We start from the raw sequence: 26,340 nt of genomic DNA, 5'->3' as shown, positions 1-26,340 counted from the left end.
TCAACATTTCCCATAAGGAGCGTGAACGTCATGATTTCGCACTTCAGCTGGAAACCGTTATTCAAAAAAGAGAAACTGCCCGGATGGCGGATTTCATTTTACTGGCAGGGTACGCATTACGAAGGGATTTACCATAAGTCCGGAGACATTGAATGGGGACACACACATCCGGGAAAAGAAGAGCCGGCTCTCGTAAAAGAGCTGCATGAATTAATGCTTTATCACATATATGACTGAAAGCTAAAAGCTCAGCCGCACCAGGCTGGGCTTTTCTTTTTCCTTCCGCTATTTACCACACCGTTTTCCGAATGAGATGCCGTTTGATTCACCATAATACGTAGTACAAAGCGGCAAACAGCATTGGGTGAAGCCGAGCTGGCAATGGTTTTCATTCCGGAAATCATCGGCTGGTGCAATTCCAGCAAACCCAACCATATTACTTTATAAAGGAGATCATACAAATGGCAAACAACAACTCTTCAAACCAACTAGTAGTACCTGGCGCTGCTCAAGCAATCGACCAAATGAAATACGAAATTGCTTCTGAGTTCGGCGTAAACCTTGGCGGAGAAACAACTTCTCGTGCAAACGGTTCTGTCGGAGGAGAAATCACTAAACGTCTAGTATCTTTCGCACAGCAGAGCATGGGCGGCCAAGGCGTACAATAACTCAATAAATGGCTTACAGAAGGCGCGGGATACCGCGTCTTCTTTTATGCCGTCACCCTTTTTTCCTATCCCACATACCCTAGGAAAAAAGGAGGGAAAACATGTCATTCATTGCCTCAGTCAATTGGGAGCTGTTTCAGTTCGTAAGTGTTTCTTTGGTCAATGAATATGTTGCCCACCATTTCCCGTTTATTCACAGGTATTCTTTTCCCCGCTGCTTTGAATGATATAATGAGCGGCGAGGAGGTTTTTTACATGAACATCGCTTTATTCGGAGCAACGGGAAGAGTCGGACAGGCTTTTATAAAAGAAGCGCAGAAACATGGACATATGGAGATATTCGCTCTTGTCAGATCAGCCGGAACAGTCCTTCCCATTCCTGAAAAACAAATCATAACAGGGAATGCGAGGCGGCGGGAAGATGTAAGCCGATTGATTTCCAAAGCGGACACAGTCGTGAGCTGTCTCGGCACGGACGGTGACGATACCCTTTCAGCCGCTATGACCCATATAATAGACGGCATGAAACGGCATCATGTTCAGCGTCTGATTACGATCGGCACCGCGGGTATCCTTCAGTCACGGCTTATGCCTGATCAATACCGTTTTGAATCGGCAGAATCAAAACGAAAATCAACAAGAGCCGCAAAGGAACACGCCCGCGTATACGAGATGCTGCTGGCAGAGGATCTTGACTGGACGATCATCTGTCCCACCTACCTTCCTGACGGAGATGCTGCCGGAGTTTACCGGTTCGAACAGGATCGCCTTCCTGAAGACGGCGCTGAAATCACCGTCGGAGACACGGCGCATTTTCTGTACCGTGAGCTGATCAGCCCTCAGTTTGTCAGAAAACGGGTGGGACTGGCTTACTGAATGAAAAAAAGGGCGAATCTTTAGATTCACCCTTTCCGATTACACCGCGGACTTCGCCGTTCCTTTCTGCAATTCATACATTTGATGGTACTGCCCCTTTTGCGCCATTAATTCGTCATGGCTTCCCTTTTCAATAATACGGCCCTTTTCCAGCACGAGAATCTGGTCTGCGTGTCTGATCGTGGAAAGCCGATGGGCGATAATAAATGTCGTGCGCCCTTCTTGAACCACTTGCAGCGCTTTTTGAATGACTGCTTCTGTTTCGGTGTCAATGTGCGCCGTCGCCTCATCCAAAATTAAAATGGCCGGATCGAACACAAGCGCTCTTGCAAAAGAAATCAGCTGACGCTGGCCTGAGGACAGGGTGCCGCCTTTTTCGGTGACGGGCTCTCTGATGCCCTTCGGCAAAGATTGCAGAAGGCTTGCGGCACCGACTTGGCGAAGCGCTTCTTCCGCCTGCTCCAGAGAAATACGCTGATCATCGAGCGTCACATTGGAGCCGATCGTGCCCGAGAAAAGATACGGGTCTTGCAGCACAATGCCCATATGCGACCTCAGCTCCTGCCTTGACATGCCGTATATGCTCTGACCATCCAGCAGAATATCCCCTTTTTGAGCATCATAAAAACGGAACAGAAGATTCAGGATGGAGCTTTTGCCGGACCCCGTATGGCCGACGAGGGCGACCGTCTCCCCTTTTTCAGCTGTAAAGCTGATGTGTTTCAGCACCTCTTCTCCCTTTCGATATCCAAAAGAAACATCGCGGAATTCCACAGTTCCTTTCGCCTTTCTGTCTGCGGGAGCGCCTTCTTCTTCCGTTTCCTCCTCCTGTAAAAGCTCGAATACCCTGGCGGCAGAGACACGGGCCAATTCAAGCTTTGAAAATTGGTTGACAATCCCCGTAACCGGCTGGAACAAACGGTTTAAATAATCAACAAATGCATATAAAACACCGATTGAAACAATTCCGGCCGCACTCAGACTCGCGCCCCCGAAATACCAGATCAGCCCGACAAACGCCAGATTGCGCAACACATTGACAAGACTGTGGGACATGAGGGAATTTAAGGACAGCATTTTGTTTTTGTAGCGGAAATGAGCTTCATTCAATTCTTCAAATTCCTTCATCGTTTCCTTCTCTCGGCGGAACGCCTGAATAATCGGCATCCCTTGAATGGACTCGTTCATTTTCGCATTGATGTCACTGTTAATGGAACGGATTTTTTGGTTGAAGACGGATGCGTATTTGCGGTAGACAACCGACCAGATCATTAAAATCGGAATAATCAGCAGGCAAACGGCGGCCAGCCTGACGTCAAGCATAAACAGCGCCGTAAAAATGCCGAGCATATAAACGCCGCTTGTGATAAATGTCGACAGCACCGTTACATATAAATCCCTGACCGCTTCTGTGTCATTCGTAATGCGGGCCACGACTTTTCCGGCAGGCAGATTATCAAAGTAGCGGATCGGCATTTTCTGAATGTGTGAAAATACATCCTGCCTCATGCGCTGTATGATCCGGTTCGCTCCCATCTGCAGCAGATAATGCTGGCCGTAATGAAAACATACGGAAAACATGAGCAGTCCCGCGTAAATGGCGGTCAACGTCAGCAATCCTTTTATTTCGGGACGGTAAAATTGAAAAATCTCCTGTCTTGATAACGTAATGGCGGGATATGACCTGCTTTCTTTACCGTTTGATATTGTCAGCCGGCCGTCAGACACTGAACGGTTTCCGTCAAAACTGACGGGACGGTCAACAAAATAGTAGCCCGCACCGACTTGATAAATGTGCGCCTCTCCGGTTTTGTCCGCCCCCGGTTTGAGCCGGTCCTCCCTGACATAATCATGCCCCCGGAACCTGACGGCGCCCGGATCGTCCGCAGAGGCTTTAATCCATGTTTTTTCAATGCCGAGAATGTGGTCGTCAATCATTTTTTTTCCGATAAACGGGCCGGTCAGCTCAGTGCCGACCGCAATAATGAGCAGGACGACCGCCCATATCAGCAGCTTCTTATATTGAAGCGCGTAATTCCATAATCTTCTCCCGGTCTTCATGCGCCCGTCCCCCCTTCTTCAAGAGAGGACAGCTGCTGCCTCTCATATTGTTTACGATACCAGCCGTTCTGCGCCAATAGCTCCCGGTGCGTGCCTCTTTCAGACACCCGGCCTTCATCCATGACGAGAATGAGATCTGCGTGTTCAACTGCCGAGAGCCGGTGGGTGGTGATAATCGTTGTTTTATGCCGCCGTTTTTTACGGATGCTGTCAATGATGGCGGCTTCCGTTTTCGCGTCTACGGCAGAAAGCGAATCATCTAATATGAGAATGTCAGGATCGGTCAAAAGCGCTCTCGCAATTGAGATGCGCTGCTTTTGTCCGCCAGAGAGCGCTACGCCCTTCTCACCGACAAGCGTCTCAAGCCCGTCGGAAAGCATACCGATATCGTTTTCAAAATGCGCATCTTTCAGCGCGCTGCCGATTTCCTCTTCGTTTACATCCTGCCGGCCGTAAAGCAGATTCTCTTTTACAGTCTTTGAAAATAAAATATGATCCTGCGGCACATAGCCGATCCACCCGCGGAGCTCCTCGAGCGGAATCTCCTGAATCGGTACGCCTGTAAACGTGATTGCACCCGCCCCGGGCGGATATTCACGCAACAGCTGCTTAATGATCGTCGTCTTTCCGCTTCCCGTCTTCCCGACGATGCCGAGTGTCTGCCCTTTTTCTACGGAAAAAGATACATCGGAAACCGCCGGTCCCGCTCCGCTCGGATACGTGAAAGTCACTTGTTCAAAAACAAGACGCCCGGGCTCCTTGATGCCGGCGGGGTGCTTTGGTGCCGTCACGTCAGGCTCATAGGAAAGCGTCTCATTCACACGATCCAAGGAGGCATTTCCGCGCTGCATGATATTGATTAATTCTCCGATCGCAAACATCGGCCAGATCATCATTCCGAGGTACACGTTAAACGATACCAGCTCTCCCAGCGTCAGCCGGTTTTGAAAAACGAGATAAGCGCCGTAGCCGAGACCGATGAGATAGCTGAGGCCGACGAGAAGTTTCACAGTCGGTTCAAAAAGTGAATCGATAAACGCCACCTTCATATTTTTCTCATATACATCCGCCGTCATATCACCGAACCGGCTGACATCATTTTTTTCCTGCACGAATGCCCGGATGACCCGGACGCCGGATACCGACTCCAGCACCTTGTCATTTAATGATCCGAAAGCATCCTGCGCTTCCGTAAACCGCTCATGGATCTTTTTTCCGTACAGGCTGACCGCAGCCGCCATTATCGGCAGCGGAATAATCGCGGCAAATGTCAGCTTCCAGCTGATGAGAAGCCCCATTGTCAAAAATATCGTCAGCATATACATCGTCGAATCAACGAGCGTTAAGACCCCGAAGCCCGTCGTCATACTGACGGCCTGCAAGTCATTTGTCCCCCGCGCTATTAAATCGCCCGTTCTGTATTTCTCGTAAAACGGCGGTGACATTTGAAGAAGCCTTCCCATCAGCTTTGAACGGAGAATCTTCTCCATGACATTCGCCCCGCCGAAAAGCTGATACATCCAAAAATAAGACAGTAAATAGACGGCTGCCGTTAATGCGAGAAAAACACATATGTAAAACAGCATCCCGCTTTTTGTAAACACGCCCGCCTTCATATCGTCTATCGCGTTACCGAGAAGTTTAGGCGGAAACATTTCAATGACATTCACAATCAATAACAGAACAATCGCTGTCGTATAGCGCAGCCAATAGGCTTTAAAAAACCACGCGAGCTTTTTTAATACAGTAAACAAATACCGTCATCCCCTTTCATCAATCAGCCGCCCTCAAGCTTTTCCGGATTGTTTTTCATTGTTTTCGCTAATACCGCCACATGCATCACACCTGTCTTTCTTTCATTTTTTTGTATAAAAAAAGACATGAAGCCTCAGCTCCATGCCTCTTATTATTATAAATAAGGTACAGACCCGCCGTTTATGCGCGACTGCCCCGTTTTTAAGCAAATGTTCAGAAAACGGAAGCTGTATGGGAGTCACGCCGGTATTCAGCTGAAGATGAGTTGACAAGCATTAGTTTTGACATGATCCATACCTCCTTTTTCCTATATTGTTCCTTCATCATATAAACAAATCCTTTTTTTGTCAATGCAGGTTTTACATTTCTGCCATTCGGGTATTGTAAAACAAACCTTTTTTACTGAAAGGATGAGGCCGATGTTTCACGCGGACCGGTTGATAGCAGCTTTTGACGGAAGTGATGATAGTAAAAAAGCGCTCCAAAAAGCCATAGACCTTTCAAAAACGTTTCACGCGGATTTAACGGTCGTACATTCCCACAATGCAAAAGATACCCAGACGATTGTTGATCCCCCGAGGCCGGGAGCCGGGGCAACGTATATCGGCGGCGGGATTGCAAGCGTTCCTGACCCGCTCCAGGCGGAAAGAATCTCCCCTGATCCGATGATTTATGAAGACCGTACGGAAGAAATCGTTGCGGAAGCGAGAATGCTGATGAACGACAGCCAGATTGACGGGGATATCGACATTTTAGAAGGTAATCCCGCTGATGCCATTATCGAGCATGCCGACCGTATATCGGCGGATTTGATCGTCATGGGGAGCCGGGACCAGAACAGGCTGAAAAAACTTTTATTCGGAAGTGTCAGTGAAAAACTGTCATCGAAATCCGATATTCCCGTGCTGATCGTAAAATAATTCTTTCTGTAAAGCAGCTTAATCAAAAGCTGCTTTTTTTACAGCTCCCGGCTGTTTCTTCTTTTTTTCGGCATCACAAAAAAACTCGCCATGATCAAAAAATCGATGCACAATACAACAGACCAGCCCTTTAACAGTACGCTTAGCGCTTCGGTGCGGGAAGCGTCCTGAATGAGAAATACCGTTCCGGCTAAAAGAACGCCGCCGATGACAAATGCTAATACATGTCTTCCCCATCCTTTCGCATAATGTTTGGCATAATCCAGTCCGTACCGTTTGACCGGTTTTGCCCCTTCCTTGACCACATAATAGCGGAACCGCTCATCCGCCCATTGAATCATGCTTTTCCCGAAGGCGACAGACACTCCGATATAAATGGCCGCCACCGCATGCGCCATAGTCGCCGCCGCCCCTCTGTATAAATCAGCTGCGGCCGCCAGAAACAGTACGGCATCCAATAAAGGAATGAGAGCGAAAAAAAACATTCCGAGCTTTTGCCGCCTGAATATATAGCGCGCCACCAATCCGAAGATGACAGCCGCCCAAAAAGCAGCCTCACAAATGACAATCAACCAAGCAATCGCGTTCAATCCGGTTCCCCCTTATCGTTTTCTAAAATGCATTGTATCACTGCTTTTTATTTAATACAACTGTATTACAAAATTGCAAGAAAAAATATTTCCTGTTACACTGGAACCATGCCTAAAATAATCGATCATGAAAAAAGAAGAAAACAAATAGCCGAAGCCACTTGGCGGACGATTTTGGAGCGGGGAATGGAAGGAGCGACAGTGAGAAACATCGCCCAGGAAGCGGGTCTTTCTTTAGGCGCGCTGAGGCACTATTTCACCACCCAGGATGAGCTTTTAGGGTATGCGATGACACTCGTAAAAGAAAAAGCGGCCGCCAGAATTAACGAAGTTGCCATGAAAGATCTGCCGCCGAAAGAAAAAGCGGTGCGTCTGATGCTTGAAATCATCCCGACAGATGAAGAAACGATGGCTGAAATGGAGGTATGGTTCGCTTTCACAGCTTATGCCAGACATAAGGGAGAAGAGTTTCAACCCCAGCAGGACGGGATCTTGGCATATATCCGATGTCTGATTGACTGGCTGGATGAAAATAAGCTTCTGAAACCGAATCTTGATAAAGAGATCGAAGCGGAGAAAATGTACGCCATCGCCGACGGATTGGCGCTGCATGCCATGCTTGAACCTGAGCGTCTTTCAAAAGAGAAGATCTCCCGTGTGCTCGTTCAGCATATCGAATCTCTTTTTATCTGACTGAAGCAAAAAGGCCGGATGTGTTCCGGCCTTTTTTCAGCTTATGACTGAACGCCGAGCTCCTGCTGAATGTGCGACTGAAAAGCCTCCTGAATCGTTTTGGCTACAGGTCCCGGCACTCCGCTTCCGACCGGTTTTCCGTCAAGGGTTACGATCGGGATTAGTTCAGCCGTCGTTGACGAGATGAAAATTTCATCCGCATCCCTGAGTTCGTCTTCGGTAAGAGCCTGCTCCCGCACCTCAATCCCGTTTTCTTTCATCAGCTCTAACAGTTTCATCCGCGTAATGCCGTTTAAAATCAGCTCATTTGCAGGATGCGTCCGGACAGTGCCGTTTATGACGGCGTATACATTGGAAGAGGTTCCTTCCGTGACCGCTCCGTCCCTTATCAGCACCGCTTCATAAGCGCCTGCTTCATAGGCTTTTTGTTTCATCATCACATTATACAGTAAATTCAGACTCTTAATGTCACACCTCAGCCAGCGTTTGTCTTCCGCCGTTATGGCCTGCGCTCCGGCTTTTTGTTCATTTTCCGGTTTTTTCACTGAAAAGGTGTATGCCGTCGTCTGCGGTTCCAATCCTTCGTCATACTGGTGCTTCCGCGGCGCCTTCCCTCTCGTCGTCTGTATATAGACCCCGCCGTCAATGAGTTTGTTTTCCTGTACGAGCTTTTGCAGATCCCATTCTATGTCCTCTGCGGAGAAAGGCAGGGTGATGCCGATTTCTGCGGCGCTTCTGAAAAGACGGTCAATATGCTCGCGCAGACCGAATAAGGCGCCGTTGTACACTCTGATGACCTCATACACACCGTCACCGAATTGATATCCGCGGTCCTCAATATCAACTGCCGCTTCTTCACGATCAATCAACTGGCCGTTTACTAATGTCTTCATGTAAACCCTCCTCATCGTTATCTGCCGTGATGTGCATTCTCAGCTGTTATTGTCAACTATTCTATCATACTGAACGAGCCGGCCGCAGAGTTTATTTTTTTCTTAAAATCTTATTATTCGACATCTTTTCTATGTCTTTTCCAGTTTTGTTCCTGTATACTTGATTCGACATACATATGCTGTTAACTTATGGCACTTCGCAAGCCTCCGCTGTTATCGGCATTATGCAGAAATTTATGCTACTGGAGAGATTGTTATGCGCAACACAAAAGAAGGTGCTTCCCCTTCTCTGTTTTCATTGGCTTTTAAACTTACGAGTTTAGCAGTTTTGTGCGGACTGCTTCTGGTAATCGTCATAATGGGATATTCCGCTTCCGCCGCAAAAAACAAACAGGTCACTGTGACCGCAAACGGGCAGCTTCGGGATGAAGCAGAAAGCCTGCGGCTGAAAAATGATTCTCCCGACGTCTTAATGAAACATTTGCAGAGAGAGCGTGACCCAGAGAAAAAAACGGTATATTTAACCTTCGACGACGGGCCGTCTCCATATACTGAACAGCTGTTGAATGTATTGAAGGCAAATGGCGCAAAGGCCACTTTTTTTATGCTTGAACCGCGGATGAAAGCCTATCAGCATTCCGTGCAAAGAGCGAAGCAGGAAGGAATCGCGCTCGGCCTGCACGGCGTGACGCACGATAATCACCTGTTTTATCAAACACCGACATCACCGCTGAACGAAATGCAGCAGGGACGCGATACACTCGAGGCAATCACCGGAGTAAAAACGGATCTTGTCCGCACGCCTTACGGCAGTAAACCGTCATTGACGGATGCCCAGATTAAGAATCTCGAAAAAGGCGGATTCGTGTACTGGGACTGGACGATAGACAGTGAAGACTGGAAGTACAAAAACGCACGGTACGTGCCGGAAGTATTAAATCAGCTCGCATATTTGGAAAGCGTTCATACGAGCAGGCCGCATGTCATTTTAATGCACGATCTGCCTGCGACGGTGCACGCTTTGCCTAGCCTGATCCAAAAACTGAAAGCCCAGGGCTACTCCTTTGATGTTCTGACGGATCAAATGATTCCCGTCCATGAATAAGAAAAGCCGGATCTGTATATGATCCGGCTTTTTTTATGTCGCGGCGCTGATTCGTTTTGCAAATTCACCGATCTTCTCATGGATGACAAGGTCAAATAAATGGTCGCAATATGTCGGCTCAAGGTTAATAATCACCTGCTTCAAACCGGGAATCCGGCCCGCATCCTCAGGGACAAACCTTGCCGGCGCCACTTCAAGCGAAGTGCCGATCACAAGAAGAAGATCAGCTTTATCAAGCTTTTCATAAAGGGTTTCAAAATGCTGAACGAGATCGCCGAACAGCACGACATCCGTCTTTAATACGGTGCCGCATACCGCATGATTACCGATTTCCGCCGTACATTCCGGCACTTCGTCCTTCAGCAGATGAGAAAGCCCGTAGCGAGCTCCGCAGCGGGGGCATGCGGCGGTCTGAATTGAACCGTGAAGCTCATAGACACTGCTGCTTCCCGCTTTCTTATGCAGCCCGTCAATATTCTGCGTGAAAATGTCTACCTGCTTTCCCCGCTTTTCAAGATCCGCCAAATACGTATGGCCGGCATTCGGCTCATAACTTCCGCTCATTTTCATCTGAAAGAGCTGTTTGAATTTAGGCCAGAATTCACACGGACGGCGTTCAAAGTATTCCCTGCTCATCGCTTCCATTCTGGAGGTGTCTTCGGTCCATATACCGCCCGCCGAACGAAAATCAGGAATGCCGGATTCCGTGCTCATTCCCGCTCCCGTCAGCACCACGATACGTTCCGCCTGATTGATCAATGTCATAAACGCTTCCACTCTTCCACCGCCTTTTCTTTTTATCATATCATGAAAAAAGAACGGCGCCTGTTATGCCCGTTCTTTTTCTCCGGAATGATCCTTCACATGAACCGGATCATCGTGGCTTTTTTGTTTTACGAATACATTCTGGCCCGGATAGGCGAACTCCACGCCTTCCTCAGCAAAAATATCAATAATCCGGCGGTTGATATCCTGCCGCACGTCCAGGCTTTCCGCCCAGACGATGGTCTTTGTGTAAAAGTTGAAAAACAGATTGTAATAGCTGTCCGCAAACACGTCAAAGTTAACCATAATCGTATCATCATGCACGCCTTCATGTTCACGAAGCATTTCTCTGAGCCTTGTGATGCACCGCTCTAGACGATCAATCGGCGTCGCATAAGAAACACGAACGGAAAACGTGACCTGGCGCTTCGTCATCCTCGTCCAGTTTGTGATGGCTTCCATGGACAGCGTTGAATTGGGTACGGTAACAAGCGCCCCCTGCGCCGTGCGGAACCTTGTGCTTCGGAATGTGATATCTTCAACGCCCCCCGTCACAGATGACGTCTCGACCCAGTCGCCGATCGTAAACGGCTTTTCCGTAATGATGATAATGCCGCCGAAAAAATTGCTGATCGTATCTTTAGCCGCAAGCGCGAAGGCCAATCCGCCAAGTCCGAGTCCGGCCACGAACCCGTTTACATCATAATTGAATTCCTGCGCGATTACACTGACGCTGAGCGCGAGAATGACAAAGCGCAGCACCTTGGATAAAAACGGCGCCAAAATGTCATCCATATCAAGCTCAAAGCGCTGATTGACTTTATGAAATAAAAACGAAGACGCCGATGTCAGATTGCAAAGCCCCCAGGCGATCAGCGCAACGATCAGAGAGCGGTACAATTTTTTGACAATGTCCATCTGCCCGTCTAAAAACGGCGAATACTCAATCGCCAAAAACAGACCCAGCGCCGCGAAAAACCATCTGGCCGGCTTGTCAAACGCTACGGCAATCTGTTTGAATATGTCGGTTTTCGGCTTGTTCGCCAATTTGTAAATGAGCTGAAAAAAGTATTTGACAAACAGTTTTCTCAAAACGAGAAAAGCCGCTAAAATTCCGATGCTGATACTGATCTGCGAAATATGGTCAAGCGTAAAAAAGCTCTGAAATTGTGTCATCATGGCATATGCTCCTTTGTCTTGTCGAAAATCTATTATACTAAAACATTCGGACATCAGCTTCTTTTAATGTCTTTAGGCAGCCTGAAAAACCCCGGCATCAGAGCACAGCCGGGGTTTTCACACATTCGTTCATCTTTCAGCCAGATACAACAGGGTCAGGCACTATTTCTTCTTTGATTGTGTCTGTTTCAGGAGAGTCGCTTTTTGGATTTCAGCATCGGTTTCGGCCTTAATTCTTTCTTCCACTTTCAATCTCCCTTTTCCCATGATCTCGCCTCCTTTTTGCCATTATAAATCATCAATGCGGATTGTAAACCGAAAAAAGCACTATCTTTATTCCAAAAAAATACTGTTTTGCACATTCACCAGTTTGAATCGCTGTGCATATACGAATCTGATATAATAACAGAAATGCCCATGAGGGGAGCTGACAAGCTTGTATACCATCGCTCATCGCGGCGCCTCCGGTTACGCGCCCGAAAATACATTTGCGGCATTTGATATCGCTGCCGAAATGAACGCTGATTTCATTGAGCTTGACGTCCAGCTCACAAAAGACGGTCAGATTGTCGTCATCCATGATGACAAAGTCGACCGGACGACGGACGGCTCCGGTTTTGTAAAAGATTTTACGCTGAAGAAGCTGCAGTCTCTGGATGCCGGCAGCTGGTATGGGGCTGAGTTTAAAGGGGAGCGGATTCCCCTGCTCGAAGAGGTTCTGAAGCGTTATCATTCTGAAATCGGATTTTTAATTGAACTGAAGGGGCACGTTTCTCAAGTCGGTCTTGAAAAAGCAGTCGGCCAGCTGTTAAGCAGGTTTTCCTTTTCCATCCACCCTATCGTTCAATCATTCAGCCTCAAGTCGATTCAGACCTTTCACGGCATGTATCCGTCCGTTCCGACTGCAATTATTGCAAGACCCAGCTTTGGGATGTTTTCCAAAAACCAGCTGAACGCCTACAAATCAGCCGTAAATTATGTCAATATTAAATATACCCGTCTGAATCGGTTCTTGATTTCCACCGCTCACAGACACGGCCTGAAAGTATTTGCCTGGACGGTCAGAAATCAAAAGACGGCCGAAAAGCTGCAAATGATGGCAGTTGACGGCATTGTAACTGATTTTCCGGATTTTATTTCTAAGGATGGCTGATTATGAAACAATACATCGCAATTTTTATCGGAGGCGCGCTTGGCGCATTGCTCCGCTTTGAAATGAGCGCGCACATTCACAGCGGTTCTTTCCCGGCGGCCACTTTCCTCGAAAACGCGGCGGGAAGCCTTTTACTCGGTCTTATTACGGGTTATTTCATCATTCGGGCTAAACGCCCTCTTTTGACCGCCTTTTTAGGAACCGGTTTTTGCGGAGGTTTCACAACGATGTCAACCTTCGCAAAAGAAACCATTTTTCTGCTGCAATCGTCTCCCGCAGCGGCTTTTTGTTATGCTGCCGCGACTTTATTCGCTGGTCTTGCCCTTGCATACGCCGGCATTTTTTTGGGACGGCGGATTGCCCTTCACGCAGCGGGAAGGGGGCATGATACACCATGACGATTGTCCTGATGCTTATCGCAGCGGGTATCGGAGCGGTATTACGGTCTCTGCTGGGTAAAACAATTTCAGAAAGAACAAAAAGTTTTCCGATTCCGCTTGGAATGGCTGCGGTCAACCTGCTCGGCTCCTTCGGCCTCGGCATGTTCACCGGACTGGGCCTGGATAATCCTTCCGCCGGCATCATCATCGCGACCGGCTTTTTCGGTGCGTTTACGACCTTTTCCACGTTCAGTATTGAAGCCGTGCAGCTGATGATGAACAACCGCATAAAGGAAAGCCTGCTCTACATCGCTGTTTCAGCAGCCGGAAGCCTTTTGGCGTTCTGGTGCGGCTTCATTATCATGTCCATTTAAAAAAACCTTGAGCTTATTTTTCGCTCAAGGTTGCGTTATGAAGCATGACCGTTTCAGGCACAGGCAGCTGGCGGTTTATTGTTCCCTGACCGCCCGGGCGGCCCTGTTCTTCTTTGAGTTCAAGCTGTTTAATAAACCGGCCGTCCATTTCTAATATGAGGGCAGTGTATCCCCCGATTTGTATCGACTCACCCGCACAGATGTCAATATTCCGTTTCAGCACAAGACCGCCGATCGTGTCGACTTCCTCTTCAATCCCTGCGCCGAGAAGATGATTCACCTGATCAATCCGAACCTTTCCGTCCAGCACATAATGGCGTTCGGACAGCTTTTGAATCTGCGGCTGTTCGTCCTCATCAAATTCGTCTCTGATATCGCCGACGATTTCTTCAAGGATGTCTTCGGTCGTCACAAGACCGGACGTTCCGCCGTATTCATCAGACAATATCGCCAAATGAATCCGTTCTCTCTGCATTTTTATCAGCAGGTCGTGTATCGGGATCGTCTCGATGACTTCAATCACCGGGCGGACGTAAGATGTGATGGATACTTCCGCTTTTTCATCTTCTGTCATAAACAGCAAATCTGAAAAGAGATGCTTCGTATTGATCATGCCGATGACACTGTCTTTGTCCCCGTCCGTTACGGGCCAGCGCGTATATTTGTCTTTCAGCATCATATCAAGCATTTCCGGCACGTCCATATCAGTGGAAATAGCCGCGATTTCTTTTCTCGGGATCATGATTTCCTTGGCGATCCGATTATCAAAATCAAAAATTTTATTCACAAATGTATATTCAGACGGATTGATTTCTCCGTTTTTTAAACTTTCTGACAGCAGAATCCGCAACTCTTCTTCAGAGTGGGAGCCTTCATGCTCAGATGCCGGCTTTAATCCGGCCAAACCGGTCAGAATTCTCGCGGAGCCGTTCAGCACCCAAATAAACGGGAACATGAACACGTAAAATAACCGAAGCGGTCCGGCAATCCATAACGTCAGCTTTTCCGCTTTTTGAATCGCAACCGTTTTAGGCGCAAGCTCACCGACGACGACATGTAGAAACGTAATCAGCCCGTACGCCGCAGCAAAAGCAATCACATGCTCAGCAGAATCCGGGAGCCCCATGCCCTGAAACACAGGATGAAGCATCCGCTCAAATGCAGGCTCTCCCAGTACGCCGAGCCCGATGGATGTGAGTGTAATGCCAAGCTGCGAGGCGGATAAATACTCATCAAGATCCGTAATGATACGCTTTGCGAGCACCGCCCGTCTGTTCCCTTCTGAGATGAGCTGATCGATTCTGGATCTCCTCACTCTGACGATCGCAAATTCACTCGCCACGAAAAATGCCGTTAACGCAATGAGCACACCGATTAAAATCAAACTGTCAATATCGTCCATTTCACCTTATCCCGAATTGAAGGATAAGGACGTCACCTCCTGATTTCATCGTTTTTTCTTAAGCGAGAGGAACGAAATGGGTGATTGACTACACAGAGGGCCCCATCCTGCCACCTCCTAAGTCAAAGCATGATTGTCATTTGTATATTTTATTGTATCACAACTCCATTCTTTCATCATTTTCAGATTTTTTCATCATATAAAAAACAGCCTTCAAAAAGAAGGCTGCCGTTATCTGCTTCGGAAATGATTTTCTAAACAAAGCGCCGTATTAATCCCCCCGAATCCCATGCTTAAGCTTAACGCATGGTGTACGGTATGGGCGCTCGGCCCGTCGGTCACCCACTGAAATGAATCGTCAATCGGCTCCGTTAAATTTCGGATCGGATGAAGCTTGTTTTCCCGCATTTGCAAGAGAGCAGCAATGATTTCCACCGTTCCGGCCGCACTCAGACCGTGTCCGGTAATCGATTTTGTCGCATTAATCCGCGCGTGCGACAGGCCGCTTTCAGAAAGCGCCCGGCATTCAGTCTTATCACCGATCGGTGAACCGGTGCCGTGCGGGTTGATGTAATCGATCTCTTTTGCTGAAAGACCAGCCCGCTCCAGCGCCTGGCGGATCACCGTCATTTCGCCCTCTGCTGAAGGATTCGGGTTGCGGTTCGCATCGGAAGCCATCCCCCAGCCCTTTAAGCCGGCCCACGAACGGGCGCCCCTCTCTTCGGCAGATTCAGCGCGTTCCAGCACAATCGCCCCGCACGCCTCTCCGAATATAAACCCGTCCGTATGCCGGTCAAACGGGCGGCAGGCGGCTTCAGGCCGTTCAGCGTATGTATCAGTGCCCATCGCTCCCAAAGAACGGAGAGCATGACACTCCATGTACGACAGATCGGCCAGCGCCCCGATCACGATACATCGGTCAAACAGGCCTCCTTTGATTCCTTGAGCAGCCTGGATAACCGCCGCCTGGCCGCTTGCCGACGCGCCGCCGACCGTAAAGGCCGGCCCTTTTATCCCGAATTGCTCCGTACAAAGCCCCGACAAATCACTATCCATAAAAGAAAGCCCGTATGTCGGATTTACAAATTGCGGCGTTTCACCGTTTTTCTCAAAGGTCTGCAGCAATTCGCGCTGCGTCATATTCGAGCCGCCGATGATCAGACCGGTGCGGCTGTGGTCAGCGCCGTCTAATTGAGCGTCATGCCACGCTTCATATAAAGCGATAAGCGCCGTCTTTCCTGATAATGCGGCCCTTCGGTACAAGCGCTTGGACAGCGCGTCCGGCGGCGTTAATTCGCTAAGCTCCGCGCCGATAAACGAACTGCCTTTCTGCCGGCCGGGCCGTTTCATCACATCAAAGGCGTGCCGCCCCTCCATAAGCGCATCGAGAAACGCCTCCTTGCCTTGTCCGACCGCGGTTAAGACTCCGATTCCTGTAATGCTGATGTCTGACGTGCCATTATTTCTCCTCGACATTTGTCCGCTCTCCCATCTTTATGTATTGGAAGCTATGAAGAAAAATCTTGATACAGTGCTTTGAAAACATCGCGCGACTGTCTGATCTGTTCTGAAGGCACGCTGAAAGATAATCGGAAATAGCCGCTTTTTCCAAATCCGCTGCCGGGTACGATCAATAGTTTGTATTTCTGTGCGGCATGCATGCAGAACGCCACCTCGTCTTCAATCGGTGATTTCGGAAAGACGAAAAAGCCTCCTTTCGGCATTTCAAATTCGAAGCCGGCTTCTGTGAGGATGTCCACCATAAGGTCTCTCCGCTTTCTGTAAGGTTCAGCGTCAATCGAAAGATCATCCATTTTCGCCACGGCGCGCTGCATCATGACCGGAGCGTTCACAAAGCCGAGCGTCCGGTTGCAGAAAACGAACGCATCCGTCAGAAGATCGCCCTCAGGCATTTGGGCGTCTGCCGCGATATACCCGAGCCTTTCCCCCGCAATGCCGAGATCTTTACTGAACGAACTGACTAAAATCACGCGGTGATACGCCTGAAACGGATTCGCCTGCTCTTCTCCGTAGATCAGCTGGCTGTACGGTTCATCAAATAAAATAAATATGCTTTGGCCGTTCCGCTCTTCGGCTTCTTTTAATAAAGCGCCTAATTCGTTAAGGTTTTTCTGGCTGAGCACAGTCCCCGTCGGATTATGCGGCGTATTAACGATCAGTCCTTTCGTACGGGGGGTGATCGCACCTTTAACCGCTTCAATATCAATCTCAAATGAGTCAGTCAGCGGGCAGATGACGGGTCTGCCGCGGTAATTTTCAACATACGCTTTATATTCCGCAAAATAAGGCGAAAGAAGGATGACTTCTTCCTCCGGGTTTAAAATGCTCTTCAGCGCGACATTCAGCGCCCCGCCGGCTCCGACCGTCATGACTGTATGCCTGGCGGAAATTTCTGTCTGAAACCGCTCTGACAAAAAGCGCGCAACCTTTTCTCTCGCCTCCGGAAGCCCCTGGTTTTGTATGTATCCGTGCCGCCCTGTTTCAGCCGCTTCGCAAAGCGCCTTCTTAAATGTTTCAGGCGGCTCCGCAACCGGATTTCCTATCGAAAAGTCAAATACCTTATCGGCGCCGAACTCTTTTTTCAGCCGAGCGCCTTCATCAAATAGTTTGCGTATCCATGAACCTTTCTCCAGATTCTGTGTCACTTCCCGTGATAAACCAGCCACTGTCATCTGTCCCTTCTGTCTTTTTCTTCCGTTTCTATTTACAATGATTATGAAAGATTTACATGGCGCAGTCAACGCTTTTTCAGACAGCCCGCCGCGCCGTTTCAGGAGAAAGACGGAAAACAATAAACTTGTGCAAACTCCCCTTCATATATTAAACTATTCTCATAACTATAACGTGATGGTTGGGGAGGGATTTAGATGGGGCTGAGACTTATCGCATCAGTGAATTAGCAGAGCTTGCCGGTGTAACGAAACGCACGGTGGATTACTACACAAACCTCGGGCTTTTAAAGCCTGACAGGTCTTGTTCGAACTATCGTTACTACGATACACTTGCACTTAATCGGTTAAAGTTTATAGTCGCTTGTAAAAAGCAGCGATTGGCCCTGTCTGATATAAAAGATCGACTGGAGAACCAGTTTCCCTCTTCAGCCCTGCCTGACGATATTGGAAATCTGGCATCGGAAATTGATCACATGAATCAAAACATCTCCGTGATCTTGAATCGGTTTGAAAAGCTTGAACCAGAGGAGCGCGCCCAGCTGAAAAAAAGGCTGGCTCCTGAAAAGCTTGCAGTGCTTCAATCATTTATGCTGCTGTTAAGTTAAACCATTATCTTACTAACAGGAGGTGTTACCTTCATCTTCCCAAAAGAAGTGAAGGTTCTAATTGGACATTGTGAATTTGATTTTAGTCGCGGTTTTAATCGCGCTGACGGCATTTTTCGTAGCATCTGAGTTTGCGATAATCAGAATCAGAGGCTCACGGGTTGACCAGCTTATAGCAGAAGGAAATAAAGCCGCAATCGGTGTCAAAAAAGTGACCACGCATTTAGATGAGTATTTATCGGCGTGCCAGCTCGGCATAACATTGACTTCCATCGGTCTTGGTGTCTTAGGCGAATCAACGATTGAACGCTTGCTTCATCCGCTTTTCACAAAGATAAACGTACCAAGCTCATTATCGCATATTATTTCATTTATTCTCGCCTATGCGATCATTACATTCTTACACGTGGTCGTGGGAGAGTTGGCGCCGAAAACAGTCGCCATCCAGAAAGCGGAAGCCGTTTCAATGCTGTTTTCGAAACCGCTGATTTGGTTTTACCGCATCATGTTCCCGTTTATCTGGCTTCTGAACAACTCTGCCCGTCTTTTAACGAAGACGTTCGGTCTGGAGACGGTGTCTGAAAATGAGCTTGCCCACTCTGAAGAAGAGCTGCGCATCATTTTATCGGAAAGCTATAAAAGCGGTGAAATCAACCAGTCTGAATTTAAATATGTGAACAAAATCTTTGAATTTGACGACAGACTTGCAAAAGAAATCATGATTCCGCGTACGGAAATCGTCAGTCTGCCGCATGATATCAAAATTTCTGAAATGATGGACATCATTCAGATTGAAAAATATACCCGGTACCCTGTCGAAGAGGGTGACAAAGATAATATTATCGGCGTTATTAACATTAAAGAAGTGCTGACCGCCTGCATCAGCGGCGAAGTATCAGTCGACTCGCCGATTACCGATTTTGTCAATCCGATCATCCATGTGATTGAGTCGGCACCGATTCACGATCTGCTTGTAAAAATGCAGAAGGAACGGGTTCATATGGCGATTCTGTCGGATGAATACGGCGGAACCGCGGGGCTTGTCACGGTTGAAGACATTATTGAAGAAATCGTCGGGGAAATCCGTGATGAATTTGATATCGATGAAATCAATGAAATCCGCAAACTCGGCGACGGCCATTACATGCTTGACGGCAAGGTCCTGATTGATCAAGTGAACGAACTCCTCGGCATCCATTTAGAAAATGACGAGGTCGACACCATCGGCGGCTGGTTCCTTACCCAGAAATACGACGTCGAACAATACGACTCGATTATCGAAGAAGGCTGCGAATTTATCATTAATGAAATTGACGGCCACCACGTCGCATATATCGAAGTGAAAAAACTGGCGTTTGATGAACTGCTGGAAACCGCCGAACAAAAAGAAGCATAACAAAAAAGCTTGCGCGTCTGATACAGACGGCAAGCTTTTTTCGTTTACAATTGTTCAAGTTTTTTCTCAAGCTCTTTAATTCTGGCATTCAGCTCTTCTGTCATGGCCGCAAGCCTCTCCTTCGGCGCAAGATCGGAAAAGTCCTCCAAAAAAATCGGCTCGCCGATGATAAGCCGCATTTTTCCCTTTTTAAACAGCGCTTTTCCCGTAGACGGCCCTTTATATGCGGCCGGAACGAGCGGCGCTTTTCCCATTTGGGCGATGGTCACGGCCCCTCTTTTCAGCGGGACGTCTTCTGATGTTCTCGTACCGCTCGGAAAAATCCCGACAATCTTTCCTTCCTTCAGAAGCTTAATCGGCGTTTTAATGCTGCTCGGGCCCGGATTTTCACGGTCAACCGGGAACGCGTGAATCTTCTTCAAAAAACTTCCGATCCACTTTTTCTGAAACAGCTCTTTTTTCGCCATATAATGAATCTGATGGGGCAATATCCCGACACCGAGCGTGAGGACGTCCACCCAGCCCGCATGCGTGCACGCGATAACGAATCCTTTATCAGACGGAAGATTCTCTTTATTGTACACTTTCACTCCTCCGCGCAGGGATAGAATGCATTTGATGGCATTTGCACAAAACTTATACATAACGCACTTCCTTTGTTGTAATGATCAAAAGTGTTCTCTCTCTATTATAACAATATTTTTTATTACCTGGTACTAATAATTATATTTTTCCTCCGCCGATCTCTATCTTTTATGACGGATTTTGGGTACTATAGAGAAATGGTGTTTGATGAGGTGAAAATGAATTTAAGCCGTTTGCATGGAACGTGCAACTTTAAACCTTTCTTATGCGTGTATAACATAGAGGGGAGAAAAGGCAGTGACGATCGATGAAATTTACCAAATGTATATGAATGATGTTTACCGGTTCCTGCTCTCCATGACAAAAGACAAGCATCTCGCTGAAGATTTGCTGCAGGAAACCTTTATGAGGGCATACATACACATTCACTCCTACGACCACAGCAAAGTAAAGCCATGGCTTTTTCAAGTGGCGAGAAATGCGTTTATAGATTATGTCAGAAAACATAAAAAGGAAGTGACCATTTCCGATGACTTAATTGGGAGCCTTTTTCAGACGGCTGTTCAAAGCCCGGCTCATCAGATTGAAATCAAGGAAGTGCTGACAGGGTATATGTCCGAACTTCCCGACAATTATCGGGAGGCCTTAACACTGTATTATTTAAAAGAACTGAATTACAAAGAAGCATCCCATATTATGAATATTTCAGAGGCTAATTTTAAAAGTGTTTTATTTCGTGCCAGACAGCGGCTGAAAGCACTTTATAATAGAGGTGTTAATGATGAATGAAGAATTTAAAAAGCGTTTTTACCAATACAAAAATGGAGAAATGAGCGACCGAGAAATGGCCGCCTTTGAAGAAGAGCTGGAAAAGCTGGAAGTCTATCAGGAGTTGATTGAAAGCGAAATGCAGGACGACCGGGAATGGGACGTCGGCATCAGCCCGGAAAAACAGAAGGCCATTTTATCATACGGAAAACGCAAATCGTATTTGCGGATTTCAGTTCTCGCCGTCATCTCCACTTTGATGATTTTGCCGCTTTGCACTTTAGGAAGCTACCTCTATTACGGTCTGGGAGGAAAAGAAAGCACCGGCAATCAATTAATGGAGACCGCGGCAGTGACGGTGGCGACCACAATGCCGAACGTCCTCGTCGATACCTCCGGACTGAAAAGCCAGGTGAAGCTGTTTGGAATGAATACGGAATTTCCGCTGCAAAAGCAGATCGGCACAAAAACGAAATCCGTCGGCGGAGAACGGATTGAAATGTTTTTAGATACGGTCAAATCGCCTGCCGTTAACTACTATGATCTAGACGCGGCACAGGCAAAGCATTATTTCGCCCATCCTTCCGGCTTAAAGGAACGCACGATCGACAAAGCCGGACAGACATTAAAAAAATTGCCTGAAGGAAGCGTGGCGGAGGTCTATCTTTCTTATGACCGGGCCTACCCTTCTTCTCAAGTATATTCGACTTTTAAAAAATACGATGTGAAGTTTTTATGGAACGCGGTCGAAACGGAGAAAAATCTGAAAGACAGTCCTTATGCCGAGCCGTTAGGATTTCCCGGGAAAGATTCCAAGATGGTGTCCTCTTTCGAAACGCAAGGACAGACAGACCGTGAACAATTTATCAATGCCCTTGAATTTATGTCCCGCCATAAAAAATGGGCGCATGCAATATCGAAACGCAAAGACATGAATCTTGGCAACCGAATCGACTATGTTGAACATCACGGAATGAACGTATACGGCTCTGTCGTGACGGGGCCGACAAAAGAAATCGAACGTCTGCTGAAAAACAAAACAGTAAAAGCAGCAAACATCGGTGAGGTGGAATTATGGAATTGGTAAGAATTTTTAAAGAGCATAATGTTTTCGGCTGGATATCAGTCGGTACCGCGATTTTGTCGCTGCTGCTTTTGAACGTGGCAATCATCAGCAATGTGACTTTCTATTCTTATCAGATGCTGCCGTTTGCGATGGCCGCCGTGCCGTTCGGCATCATTGAGCTGTTTATTAAAAAAGGACGGACGGGCCCGGGACTGCTCGGTGTCATTCTCAATCTGTTCGTCATTGTCTGTGTATATACGATCGTTGCGGTTGATACGAATCTGCAATTCGGTTTTTAAACATAAAAACAGGCCCTTTTACGGGGGCCTGTTTTTTTAAAATGAAAGAACGCCGATTAAATGCAGCAATACGACGATGATAGCCAGCGGCACGAGATATTTCAGAAGGAAATACCACACCTGAAAGAAACGATAGCCGATGGCGGAACCGCTTTTCATCTCGGCAAACAGCTCCTGCTTCGGTATTTTCAGCGGGACGAAGATTGATATTAATAAAGCGCCGAGCGGAATCAGCACATTGCTGACGGTGAAATCCGCAAGATCAAAAAACGTTTTTCCGAACAAATGAACATCACCGAGAACACCGTATGATAAACAGGATGGAATTCCGACTAAGAAAATGAGCAGACCGCTTGTCCACGACAGCTTCTTTCTTTTCGTTTCATCACCTTTCCCGACAGTCGCCACGATAATTTCCACCATCGAAAAGGCCGAAGTCAGCGCGGCAAAGAAAAAGACCGCCAAAAAGCTGATAAAAAACAGCGAGCCGAACGGCAGCCGGTCAAACACAGCCGGCAGCACGGTAAACAGCAGTGTAGGCCCTTCATCCGGTTTAAAGCCGAACGAAAAAACCGCTGGGAAAATGGCCAGTCCCGCAAACAGCGTGACGAGCACATTCATCATAACAATGGAACCCGCCGAACCCGGAAGATTTTGGGTTTTCGGCAGATACGAACTGTATGTCACCATGACCGAAACACCGAGCGTTAATGTAAAAAACGCCTGTCCTAAAGCATATAGGATGGATTCTGGCGTCAAATCTTCAAAGTGCGGAACCAATAAAAATTTAATCCCCTCAACGGCATGATCGAGCGTGACTGATCGCAGCACAAGCAATAGAAACAGCACGAATAAAATCGGCATCAGCACCGCACTGACACGTTCAATTCCTTTCTGCACGCCTTTTGCGACGACCGCCACCGTCATGATCATAAATACAAGCTGCGCAATGAGAGTCTGGATCGGATTTTCAATGACCGTCCCGAACACCGTGCCGTACTGCTCCTGAGTGAGCCCGGATAAAGAACCGGTAACGGCTTTTAACACATAAAGCAAAATCCACCCGCCGACAACACTGTAAAAAGACAAAACTAAAAAACAGGCCGCCACACCCACATAACCCGTGAGGTGCCATACCGACTTCGGCGCGGCTTGTTTGTAGGCATCAATCGCATTTGTCTGGCTCCGTCTTCCGAAAATAAATTCACCGAGCAAAAGCGGATAGCCTAAAAGCACGGTAAAGAGGACGAATACAAGAAAAAAAGCGCCTCCTCCGTTCGTACCCGCTACGTAAGGGAACTTCCAAATGGCTCCCAGGCCGATCGCCGAACCGGCAGCGGCCATAATAAATCCTATTTTTGAGGCCCATTGAACCCTTTTTTGGTCAGACACGACTTTCCACTTCCCTTCCGCCCTATATTATCCCTTATTCGCTGCGATAACTTAAGCCCATTTCAATATGTTTCATTATTCCGAAAAATAAAAAGGAGCGGCGGGTGCCGCTCCTTACAAATCCCCGTTTAATTTCGAATGCTTTCTTGAATATAAGAAATAAATCACCAGACCGATGATCAGCCAGATAAAGAAACGGAATATGGTGGTGGCGCCAAGGTTAATAATCAAAAACACGCAGAACAGAATGGACAATACCGGAATAAAGGGAACCCCCGGACATTTAAAAGCCCTTGGCAGATCAGGCTGTTTCTTTCTCAATACGATAACCGCCACGGAAATCAGGACAAACGCGGCAAGCGTGCCGATGTTCACCAGCTTCGCCAGTTCATCAAGCGGGACGAGCGAGCCGAGTAATGCCGACAGGATGCCGAACACCCATGTCACCACGTGCGGCGTTTTATGCTTCGGATGGACTTTTGAAAGCGCCCCCGGCACCAAACCGTCACGGGACATGGCAAACATCACCCTCGTCTGGCCGTACAGCATGACGAGCATCACCGTTGTCATTCCCAACACTGCGCCGATATCAATAATCCCGGCCACCCAATTCTGTCCGGCCATCTGCAGGACGAGAGACACGGGATGGTCAACGCCCTCAAAGCGGGCAAACGGAACGACGCCCGTCATAATCGCCGATACGGTCACATACAGCACGGTGCAGATGATTAATGAAAAGATAATTCCTTTCGGCAGATCCTTCGCCGGATTTTTCGTTTCTTCAGCGGCGGAAGAGACGGCGTCAAAACCGATAAAAGAGAAGAAAACGAGCGCCGCGGCACTGAAAACACCGCCGAAACCCATCGGTATAAACGGCTGCCAGTTGTGAGGTTTGACATATACGGCCGCAACGGCGATAAACAATAGAACAACCAGAACCTTCAAAATGACCATGATATTATTGACCCGCTTCGATTCCCTAATGCCTAAGTAGAGGAGGAATGTAATCGCAAGCACGATAACAAATGCGGGGAGATTAAAGAATGTGACCGTGCCTTTAATGGATCCCGGCGCGGCCGTTAATGCGGTCGGAAGATGAATGCCGAAGCCCGCCAAGAATGATTGAAAATAGCCGGACCAGCCGACCGAAACCGCGCTGACGGCGAGCATATATTCCAAGATTAAATCCCATCCGATGATAAACGCGAGAAGTTCACCCAGTGTCGCATAAGTAAACGTGTAGACGGAACCTGAAACCGGGACGCTTGAAGCAAATTCGGCATATGACAAAGCCGCAAATAAACACGCAAGAGCGGCGATGACAAATGAAACAGTCAGCCCCGGCCCCGCCGTGACAGCGCCTGTTCCGGTTAATACAAAAATTCCCGTTCCGATGATGGCCCCTATCCCCAGAAGGGTCAGATCAAAGGCCCCTAACTCTCTTTTCAGCGACTTTTCCCCGCTCGTTGCGGCAAGCAGGTCCTGAATGCTTTTCTTTCTGAATACGCTCCCCTTCATCTGCTTCACTCCTTGTAAATCAATATATGTTAGAATATTCAGATAACAATAGCGATAATGACTAAATTCTTATTTTTCGCATGAAATGTTTTAGCACATCATCCCTTTCTCCTACATCATATTATAGCGAAAAATATAAAAATGAAAATAACTTTTTTGAAAATTCTATATATTATTTTTCATAAAGCAAAACTCAGCGGATTCTCTTCTGTGAAATATTAACATTAGTGATTCAGCTGGCGACTTCCATTTTTTTAAAATCGTATTCATATATACGTTCAAATAAAAATCCCGCACTTTTTAAAAGCGCGGGATAAGACTTGCGTATTATGTCGAAATAAATCTGCCGCCATTTACGTGAATGGTTTGCCCCGTCATATAGGAAGATTCGTCTGAAGCCAGAAGCACGTAAGCTCCGGCGTGTTCCGCAGGCTGTCCCGGTCTTCCCATCGGAGTGTCCAGACCGTGCTTTTCCACCTTTTCTTCAGTAAACGTCGCCGGAATCAAAGCGGTCCAGATCGGGCCCGGGGCCACCGCATTTACTCTGATCCCCTGATCGGCCAATGACATCGCCATTGAACGCGTAAAGGAAACGATGCCGCCTTTCGTGCACGAATAGTCGATCAATGAAGTGTCTCCCTGATAAGCGGTAATCGACGTTGTATTAATGATGGCGCTCCCTCTTTTGAGATGAGGCAGCACGGCTTTTGTCATATGAAACATAGAAAACATGTTTGTACGGAATGTCTTCTCCAGCTGTTCAGCTGTAATATCAAGAATCCCGTTTTGCGGATGCTGCTCAGCCGCATTATTAACGAGAATATCTATTTTTCCGTAGTGATCTAAGACTTGCCGGACCGCCTTCTGACAATGCGCCTCATCACCGACGTCTCCCGGAATTAACAGGCATTCGGCCTGGTATTCTTCCGCACGCTTTTTCGTTCTCTCGGCATCGGCATGTTCGTCTAGGTACAGGATGGCAAGATCCGCCCCTTCCTTCGCGTAAGCGATCGCAGCCGCTGCGCCGATGCCGCTGTCTCCACCCGTGATGACGGCGACTTTTCCTTTTAATCTGTCCGACCCTTTTACATCCGGGTCCTCCAAGAGCGGTTTCGGCTCCATGTCTGACTCAATACCGGGCTGGCGTTTTTGCACCTGCGGCTTTTGTCCTTCCGTCTGTCTGTCCATCGGATTCATATTCTCA

Annotated in this window: 29 protein-coding genes; 15 read left to right on the top strand and 14 right to left on the bottom strand. The window is 47.8% G+C overall.

Annotated elements, in window-relative coordinates; all coding sequences use genetic code 11:
- The first annotated feature begins 21 nt into the window (after positions 1-21).
- The 4 genes from SB724_RS00540 (at position 22) to SB724_RS00525 (ending at position 1,544) form a co-directional block, all read left to right on the top strand.
- Complete coding sequence (locus tag SB724_RS00540; RefSeq protein WP_012117190.1) at positions 22-237, top strand: YheE family protein; 216 nt, start codon at positions 22-24, stop codon at positions 235-237.
- 224 nt (positions 238-461) lie between these two features.
- Positions 462-668 carry an alpha/beta-type small acid-soluble spore protein gene (locus tag SB724_RS00535; RefSeq protein WP_014417315.1) on the top strand — a complete coding sequence of 69 codons (207 nt, stop codon included), beginning with the start codon at positions 462-464 and terminating at the stop codon, positions 666-668.
- Between the two features lie 101 nt (positions 669-769).
- A complete protein-coding gene (locus tag SB724_RS00530) occupies positions 770-895 on the top strand; it encodes a hypothetical protein (protein ID WP_007610363.1) in 126 nt (41 codons plus the stop codon).
- 28 nt (positions 896-923) lie between these two features.
- Positions 924-1,544 (top strand): NAD(P)-dependent oxidoreductase, encoded by a 621-nt coding sequence (locus SB724_RS00525; protein ID WP_252052739.1) that lies wholly within the window; start codon positions 924-926, stop codon positions 1,542-1,544.
- Between the two features lie 39 nt (positions 1,545-1,583).
- On the opposite strand, the gene bmrD is transcribed toward SB724_RS00525, so the two are convergent.
- On the bottom strand, positions 1,584-3,605 hold the full coding sequence (gene bmrD / locus SB724_RS00520; protein ID WP_265972325.1) for a multidrug resistance ABC transporter ATP-binding protein/permease BmrD: 2,022 nt from the start codon (positions 3,603-3,605) through the stop codon (positions 1,584-1,586).
- Complete coding sequence (gene bmrC / locus SB724_RS00515) at positions 3,602-5,359, bottom strand: multidrug ABC transporter ATP-binding protein BmrC (RefSeq protein ID WP_410569719.1); 1,758 nt, start codon at positions 5,357-5,359, stop codon at positions 3,602-3,604. The genes bmrD and bmrC overlap by 4 nt, the downstream gene beginning before the upstream one ends.
- A 420-nt stretch (positions 5,360-5,779) precedes the next feature.
- Between bmrC and SB724_RS00510 the strand changes: the two genes are divergently transcribed.
- The gene (locus tag SB724_RS00510) at positions 5,780-6,280 is read left to right on the top strand and encodes a universal stress protein (RefSeq protein WP_410569717.1); all 501 of its coding nucleotides are present in this window, start codon (positions 5,780-5,782) and stop codon (positions 6,278-6,280) included.
- A gap of 38 nt (positions 6,281-6,318) precedes the next feature.
- On the opposite strand, the gene SB724_RS00505 is transcribed toward SB724_RS00510, so the two are convergent.
- Positions 6,319-6,870 (bottom strand): hypothetical protein, encoded by a 552-nt coding sequence (locus tag SB724_RS00505; protein WP_410569715.1) that lies wholly within the window; start codon positions 6,868-6,870, stop codon positions 6,319-6,321.
- Positions 6,871-6,978: 108 nt separating this feature from the next.
- Between SB724_RS00505 and SB724_RS00500 the strand changes: the two genes are divergently transcribed.
- Entirely contained in the window at positions 6,979-7,563 is a 585-nt protein-coding gene (locus SB724_RS00500) for a TetR/AcrR family transcriptional regulator (protein WP_061581868.1), read from the top strand.
- Positions 7,564-7,604: 41 nt separating this feature from the next.
- Here the strand turns inward: SB724_RS00500 and dat are convergent, their stop codons facing one another.
- Positions 7,605-8,456 carry a D-amino-acid transaminase gene (dat, locus tag SB724_RS00495; protein WP_044801676.1) on the bottom strand — a complete coding sequence of 284 codons (852 nt, stop codon included), beginning with the start codon at positions 8,454-8,456 and terminating at the stop codon, positions 7,605-7,607.
- A gap of 256 nt (positions 8,457-8,712) precedes the next feature.
- On the opposite strand from dat, the gene SB724_RS00490 reads away from it, so the two are divergent.
- Entirely contained in the window at positions 8,713-9,561 is an 849-nt protein-coding gene (locus SB724_RS00490; RefSeq protein WP_061581867.1) for a polysaccharide deacetylase family protein, read from the top strand.
- Between the two features lie 33 nt (positions 9,562-9,594).
- Here the strand turns inward: SB724_RS00490 and SB724_RS00485 are convergent, their stop codons facing one another.
- The 3 genes from SB724_RS00485 to SB724_RS00475 form a co-directional block, all read right to left on the bottom strand.
- Complete coding sequence (locus SB724_RS00485; protein ID WP_410570522.1) at positions 9,595-10,326, bottom strand: NAD-dependent protein deacylase; 732 nt, start codon at positions 10,324-10,326, stop codon at positions 9,595-9,597.
- Between the two features lie 63 nt (positions 10,327-10,389).
- Entirely contained in the window at positions 10,390-11,505 is a 1,116-nt protein-coding gene (locus SB724_RS00480) for a mechanosensitive ion channel family protein (protein WP_032874303.1), read from the bottom strand.
- 162 nt (positions 11,506-11,667) lie between these two features.
- Positions 11,668-11,772 carry a YhdX family protein gene (locus SB724_RS00475; RefSeq protein WP_003155299.1) on the bottom strand — a complete coding sequence of 35 codons (105 nt, stop codon included), beginning with the start codon at positions 11,770-11,772 and terminating at the stop codon, positions 11,668-11,670.
- Between the two features lie 169 nt (positions 11,773-11,941).
- On the opposite strand from SB724_RS00475, the gene SB724_RS00470 reads away from it, so the two are divergent.
- Genes SB724_RS00470 through crcB form a run of 3 tightly spaced genes read left to right on the top strand, consistent with a single transcriptional unit; the run spans position 11,942 to position 13,412 of the window.
- On the top strand, positions 11,942-12,658 hold the full coding sequence (locus SB724_RS00470) for a glycerophosphodiester phosphodiesterase (RefSeq protein ID WP_007610342.1): 717 nt from the start codon (positions 11,942-11,944) through the stop codon (positions 12,656-12,658).
- A gap of 2 nt (positions 12,659-12,660) precedes the next feature.
- Positions 12,661-13,056, top strand: coding sequence for a fluoride efflux transporter FluC (locus tag SB724_RS00465; RefSeq protein ID WP_029325977.1), 396 nt, complete (start codon positions 12,661-12,663; stop codon positions 13,054-13,056).
- Positions 13,053-13,412 (top strand): fluoride efflux transporter CrcB, encoded by a 360-nt coding sequence (crcB, locus tag SB724_RS00460; RefSeq protein ID WP_032874296.1) that lies wholly within the window; start codon positions 13,053-13,055, stop codon positions 13,410-13,412. The genes SB724_RS00465 and crcB overlap by 4 nt, the downstream gene beginning before the upstream one ends.
- 13 nt (positions 13,413-13,425) lie before the next feature.
- Here crcB and SB724_RS00455 read toward each other — a convergent pair whose 3' ends face one another.
- From SB724_RS00455 to SB724_RS00445, 3 genes are all read right to left on the bottom strand, one after another.
- Positions 13,426-14,814, bottom strand: a complete 1,389-nt coding sequence (locus tag SB724_RS00455) for a hemolysin family protein (protein WP_410569711.1) — start codon at positions 14,812-14,814, stop codon at positions 13,426-13,428.
- Positions 14,815-15,045: 231 nt separating this feature from the next.
- Entirely contained in the window at positions 15,046-16,290 is a 1,245-nt protein-coding gene (locus tag SB724_RS00450; RefSeq protein WP_038463734.1) for a beta-ketoacyl synthase N-terminal-like domain-containing protein, read from the bottom strand.
- A 32-nt stretch (positions 16,291-16,322) separates the two neighbouring features.
- Positions 16,323-17,507, bottom strand: a complete 1,185-nt coding sequence (locus SB724_RS00445) for a pyridoxal phosphate-dependent aminotransferase (RefSeq protein ID WP_044801950.1) — start codon at positions 17,505-17,507, stop codon at positions 16,323-16,325.
- A gap of 179 nt (positions 17,508-17,686) precedes the next feature.
- Between SB724_RS00445 and cueR the strand changes: the two genes are divergently transcribed.
- Both cueR and SB724_RS00435 read left to right on the top strand, forming a co-directional pair.
- Positions 17,687-18,112, top strand: coding sequence for a Cu(I)-responsive transcriptional regulator (gene cueR, locus SB724_RS00440; protein ID WP_007409263.1), 426 nt, complete (start codon positions 17,687-17,689; stop codon positions 18,110-18,112).
- A gap of 61 nt (positions 18,113-18,173) precedes the next feature.
- Entirely contained in the window at positions 18,174-19,508 is a 1,335-nt protein-coding gene (locus SB724_RS00435) for a hemolysin family protein (protein ID WP_003155308.1), read from the top strand.
- Between the two features lie 44 nt (positions 19,509-19,552).
- On the opposite strand, the gene SB724_RS00430 is transcribed toward SB724_RS00435, so the two are convergent.
- Positions 19,553-20,152 carry a lysophospholipid acyltransferase family protein gene (locus SB724_RS00430; protein WP_007610331.1) on the bottom strand — a complete coding sequence of 200 codons (600 nt, stop codon included), beginning with the start codon at positions 20,150-20,152 and terminating at the stop codon, positions 19,553-19,555.
- A gap of 238 nt (positions 20,153-20,390) precedes the next feature.
- Here SB724_RS00430 and sigM point away from each other — a divergent pair, with 238 nt between their 5' ends.
- Genes sigM through SB724_RS00415 form a run of 3 tightly spaced genes read left to right on the top strand, consistent with a single transcriptional unit; the run spans position 20,391 to position 22,226 of the window.
- Entirely contained in the window at positions 20,391-20,882 is a 492-nt protein-coding gene (gene sigM / locus SB724_RS00425; RefSeq protein ID WP_003155312.1) for an RNA polymerase sigma factor SigM, read from the top strand.
- Positions 20,872-21,948 carry an anti-sigma factor gene (locus tag SB724_RS00420; RefSeq protein ID WP_410569709.1) on the top strand — a complete coding sequence of 359 codons (1,077 nt, stop codon included), beginning with the start codon at positions 20,872-20,874 and terminating at the stop codon, positions 21,946-21,948. The genes sigM and SB724_RS00420 overlap by 11 nt, the downstream gene beginning before the upstream one ends.
- A complete protein-coding gene (locus tag SB724_RS00415; protein ID WP_003155315.1) occupies positions 21,936-22,226 on the top strand; it encodes an anti-sigma-M factor in 291 nt (96 codons plus the stop codon). Before SB724_RS00420 ends, SB724_RS00415 begins: the two co-directional genes overlap by 13 nt.
- 36 nt (positions 22,227-22,262) lie before the next feature.
- Here the strand turns inward: SB724_RS00415 and SB724_RS00410 are convergent, their stop codons facing one another.
- From SB724_RS00410 to SB724_RS00400, 3 genes are all read right to left on the bottom strand, one after another.
- Positions 22,263-23,618, bottom strand: coding sequence for a sodium-dependent transporter (locus tag SB724_RS00410; RefSeq protein ID WP_038457445.1), 1,356 nt, complete (start codon positions 23,616-23,618; stop codon positions 22,263-22,265).
- Positions 23,619-23,732: 114 nt separating this feature from the next.
- Positions 23,733-25,136: a branched-chain amino acid transporter BcaP gene (gene bcaP / locus SB724_RS00405; protein WP_088462355.1), complete on the bottom strand. Its 1,404-nt coding sequence runs from the start codon at positions 25,134-25,136 to the stop codon at positions 23,733-23,735.
- 327 nt (positions 25,137-25,463) lie between these two features.
- Entirely contained in the window at positions 25,464-26,333 is an 870-nt protein-coding gene (locus SB724_RS00400; protein WP_342794534.1) for an SDR family oxidoreductase, read from the bottom strand.
- Positions 26,334-26,340 lie beyond the last annotated feature (7 nt).

The sequence above is a fragment of the Bacillus sp. SIMBA_031 genome (assembly GCF_046535225.1).
Taxonomy (GTDB): Bacteria; Bacillota; Bacilli; order Bacillales; family Bacillaceae; genus Bacillus; species Bacillus velezensis.
Note: the sequence above shows the minus strand (reverse complement) of the source record. Positions and strands in the feature narration are given on the sequence as shown.

Bases quoted from the DNA above. Each gene is read 5' to 3' on its own strand.
- SB724_RS00535 (WP_014417315.1), top strand. From the start codon at position 462: ATGGCAAACAACAACTCTTCAAACCAACTAGTAGTACCTGGCGCTGCT.
- SB724_RS00530 (WP_007610363.1), top strand. From the start codon at position 770: ATGTCATTCATTGCCTCAGTCAATTGGGAGCTGTTTCAGTTCGTAAGT.
- SB724_RS00525 (WP_252052739.1), top strand. From the start codon at position 924: ATGAACATCGCTTTATTCGGAGCAACGGGAAGAGTCGGACAGGCTTTT.
- bmrD (WP_265972325.1), bottom strand. From the start codon at position 3,605: ATGAAGACCGGGAGAAGATTATGGAATTACGCGCTTCAATATAAGAAG.
- SB724_RS00510 (WP_410569717.1), top strand. From the start codon at position 5,780: ATGTTTCACGCGGACCGGTTGATAGCAGCTTTTGACGGAAGTGATGAT.
- SB724_RS00500 (WP_061581868.1), top strand. From the start codon at position 6,979: ATGCCTAAAATAATCGATCATGAAAAAAGAAGAAAACAAATAGCCGAA.
- dat (WP_044801676.1), bottom strand. From the start codon at position 8,456: ATGAAGACATTAGTAAACGGCCAGTTGATTGATCGTGAAGAAGCGGCA.
- SB724_RS00490 (WP_061581867.1), top strand. From the start codon at position 8,713: ATGCGCAACACAAAAGAAGGTGCTTCCCCTTCTCTGTTTTCATTGGCT.
- SB724_RS00485 (WP_410570522.1), bottom strand. From the start codon at position 10,326: ATGACATTGATCAATCAGGCGGAACGTATCGTGGTGCTGACGGGAGCG.
- SB724_RS00480 (WP_032874303.1), bottom strand. From the start codon at position 11,505: ATGATGACACAATTTCAGAGCTTTTTTACGCTTGACCATATTTCGCAG.
- SB724_RS00475 (WP_003155299.1), bottom strand. From the start codon at position 11,772: ATGGGAAAAGGGAGATTGAAAGTGGAAGAAAGAATTAAGGCCGAAACC.
- SB724_RS00465 (WP_029325977.1), top strand. From the start codon at position 12,661: ATGAAACAATACATCGCAATTTTTATCGGAGGCGCGCTTGGCGCATTG.
- crcB (WP_032874296.1), top strand. From the start codon at position 13,053: ATGACGATTGTCCTGATGCTTATCGCAGCGGGTATCGGAGCGGTATTA.
- SB724_RS00455 (WP_410569711.1), bottom strand. From the start codon at position 14,814: ATGGACGATATTGACAGTTTGATTTTAATCGGTGTGCTCATTGCGTTA.
- SB724_RS00450 (WP_038463734.1), bottom strand. From the start codon at position 16,290: ATGTCGAGGAGAAATAATGGCACGTCAGACATCAGCATTACAGGAATC.
- SB724_RS00445 (WP_044801950.1), bottom strand. From the start codon at position 17,507: ATGACAGTGGCTGGTTTATCACGGGAAGTGACACAGAATCTGGAGAAA.
- SB724_RS00430 (WP_007610331.1), bottom strand. From the start codon at position 20,152: ATGTATAAGTTTTGTGCAAATGCCATCAAATGCATTCTATCCCTGCGC.
- SB724_RS00420 (WP_410569709.1), top strand. From the start codon at position 20,872: ATGATGAATGAAGAATTTAAAAAGCGTTTTTACCAATACAAAAATGGA.
- SB724_RS00415 (WP_003155315.1), top strand. From the start codon at position 21,936: ATGGAATTGGTAAGAATTTTTAAAGAGCATAATGTTTTCGGCTGGATA.
- bcaP (WP_088462355.1), bottom strand. From the start codon at position 25,136: ATGAAGGGGAGCGTATTCAGAAAGAAAAGCATTCAGGACCTGCTTGCC.
- SB724_RS00400 (WP_342794534.1), bottom strand. From the start codon at position 26,333: ATGAATCCGATGGACAGACAGACGGAAGGACAAAAGCCGCAGGTGCAA.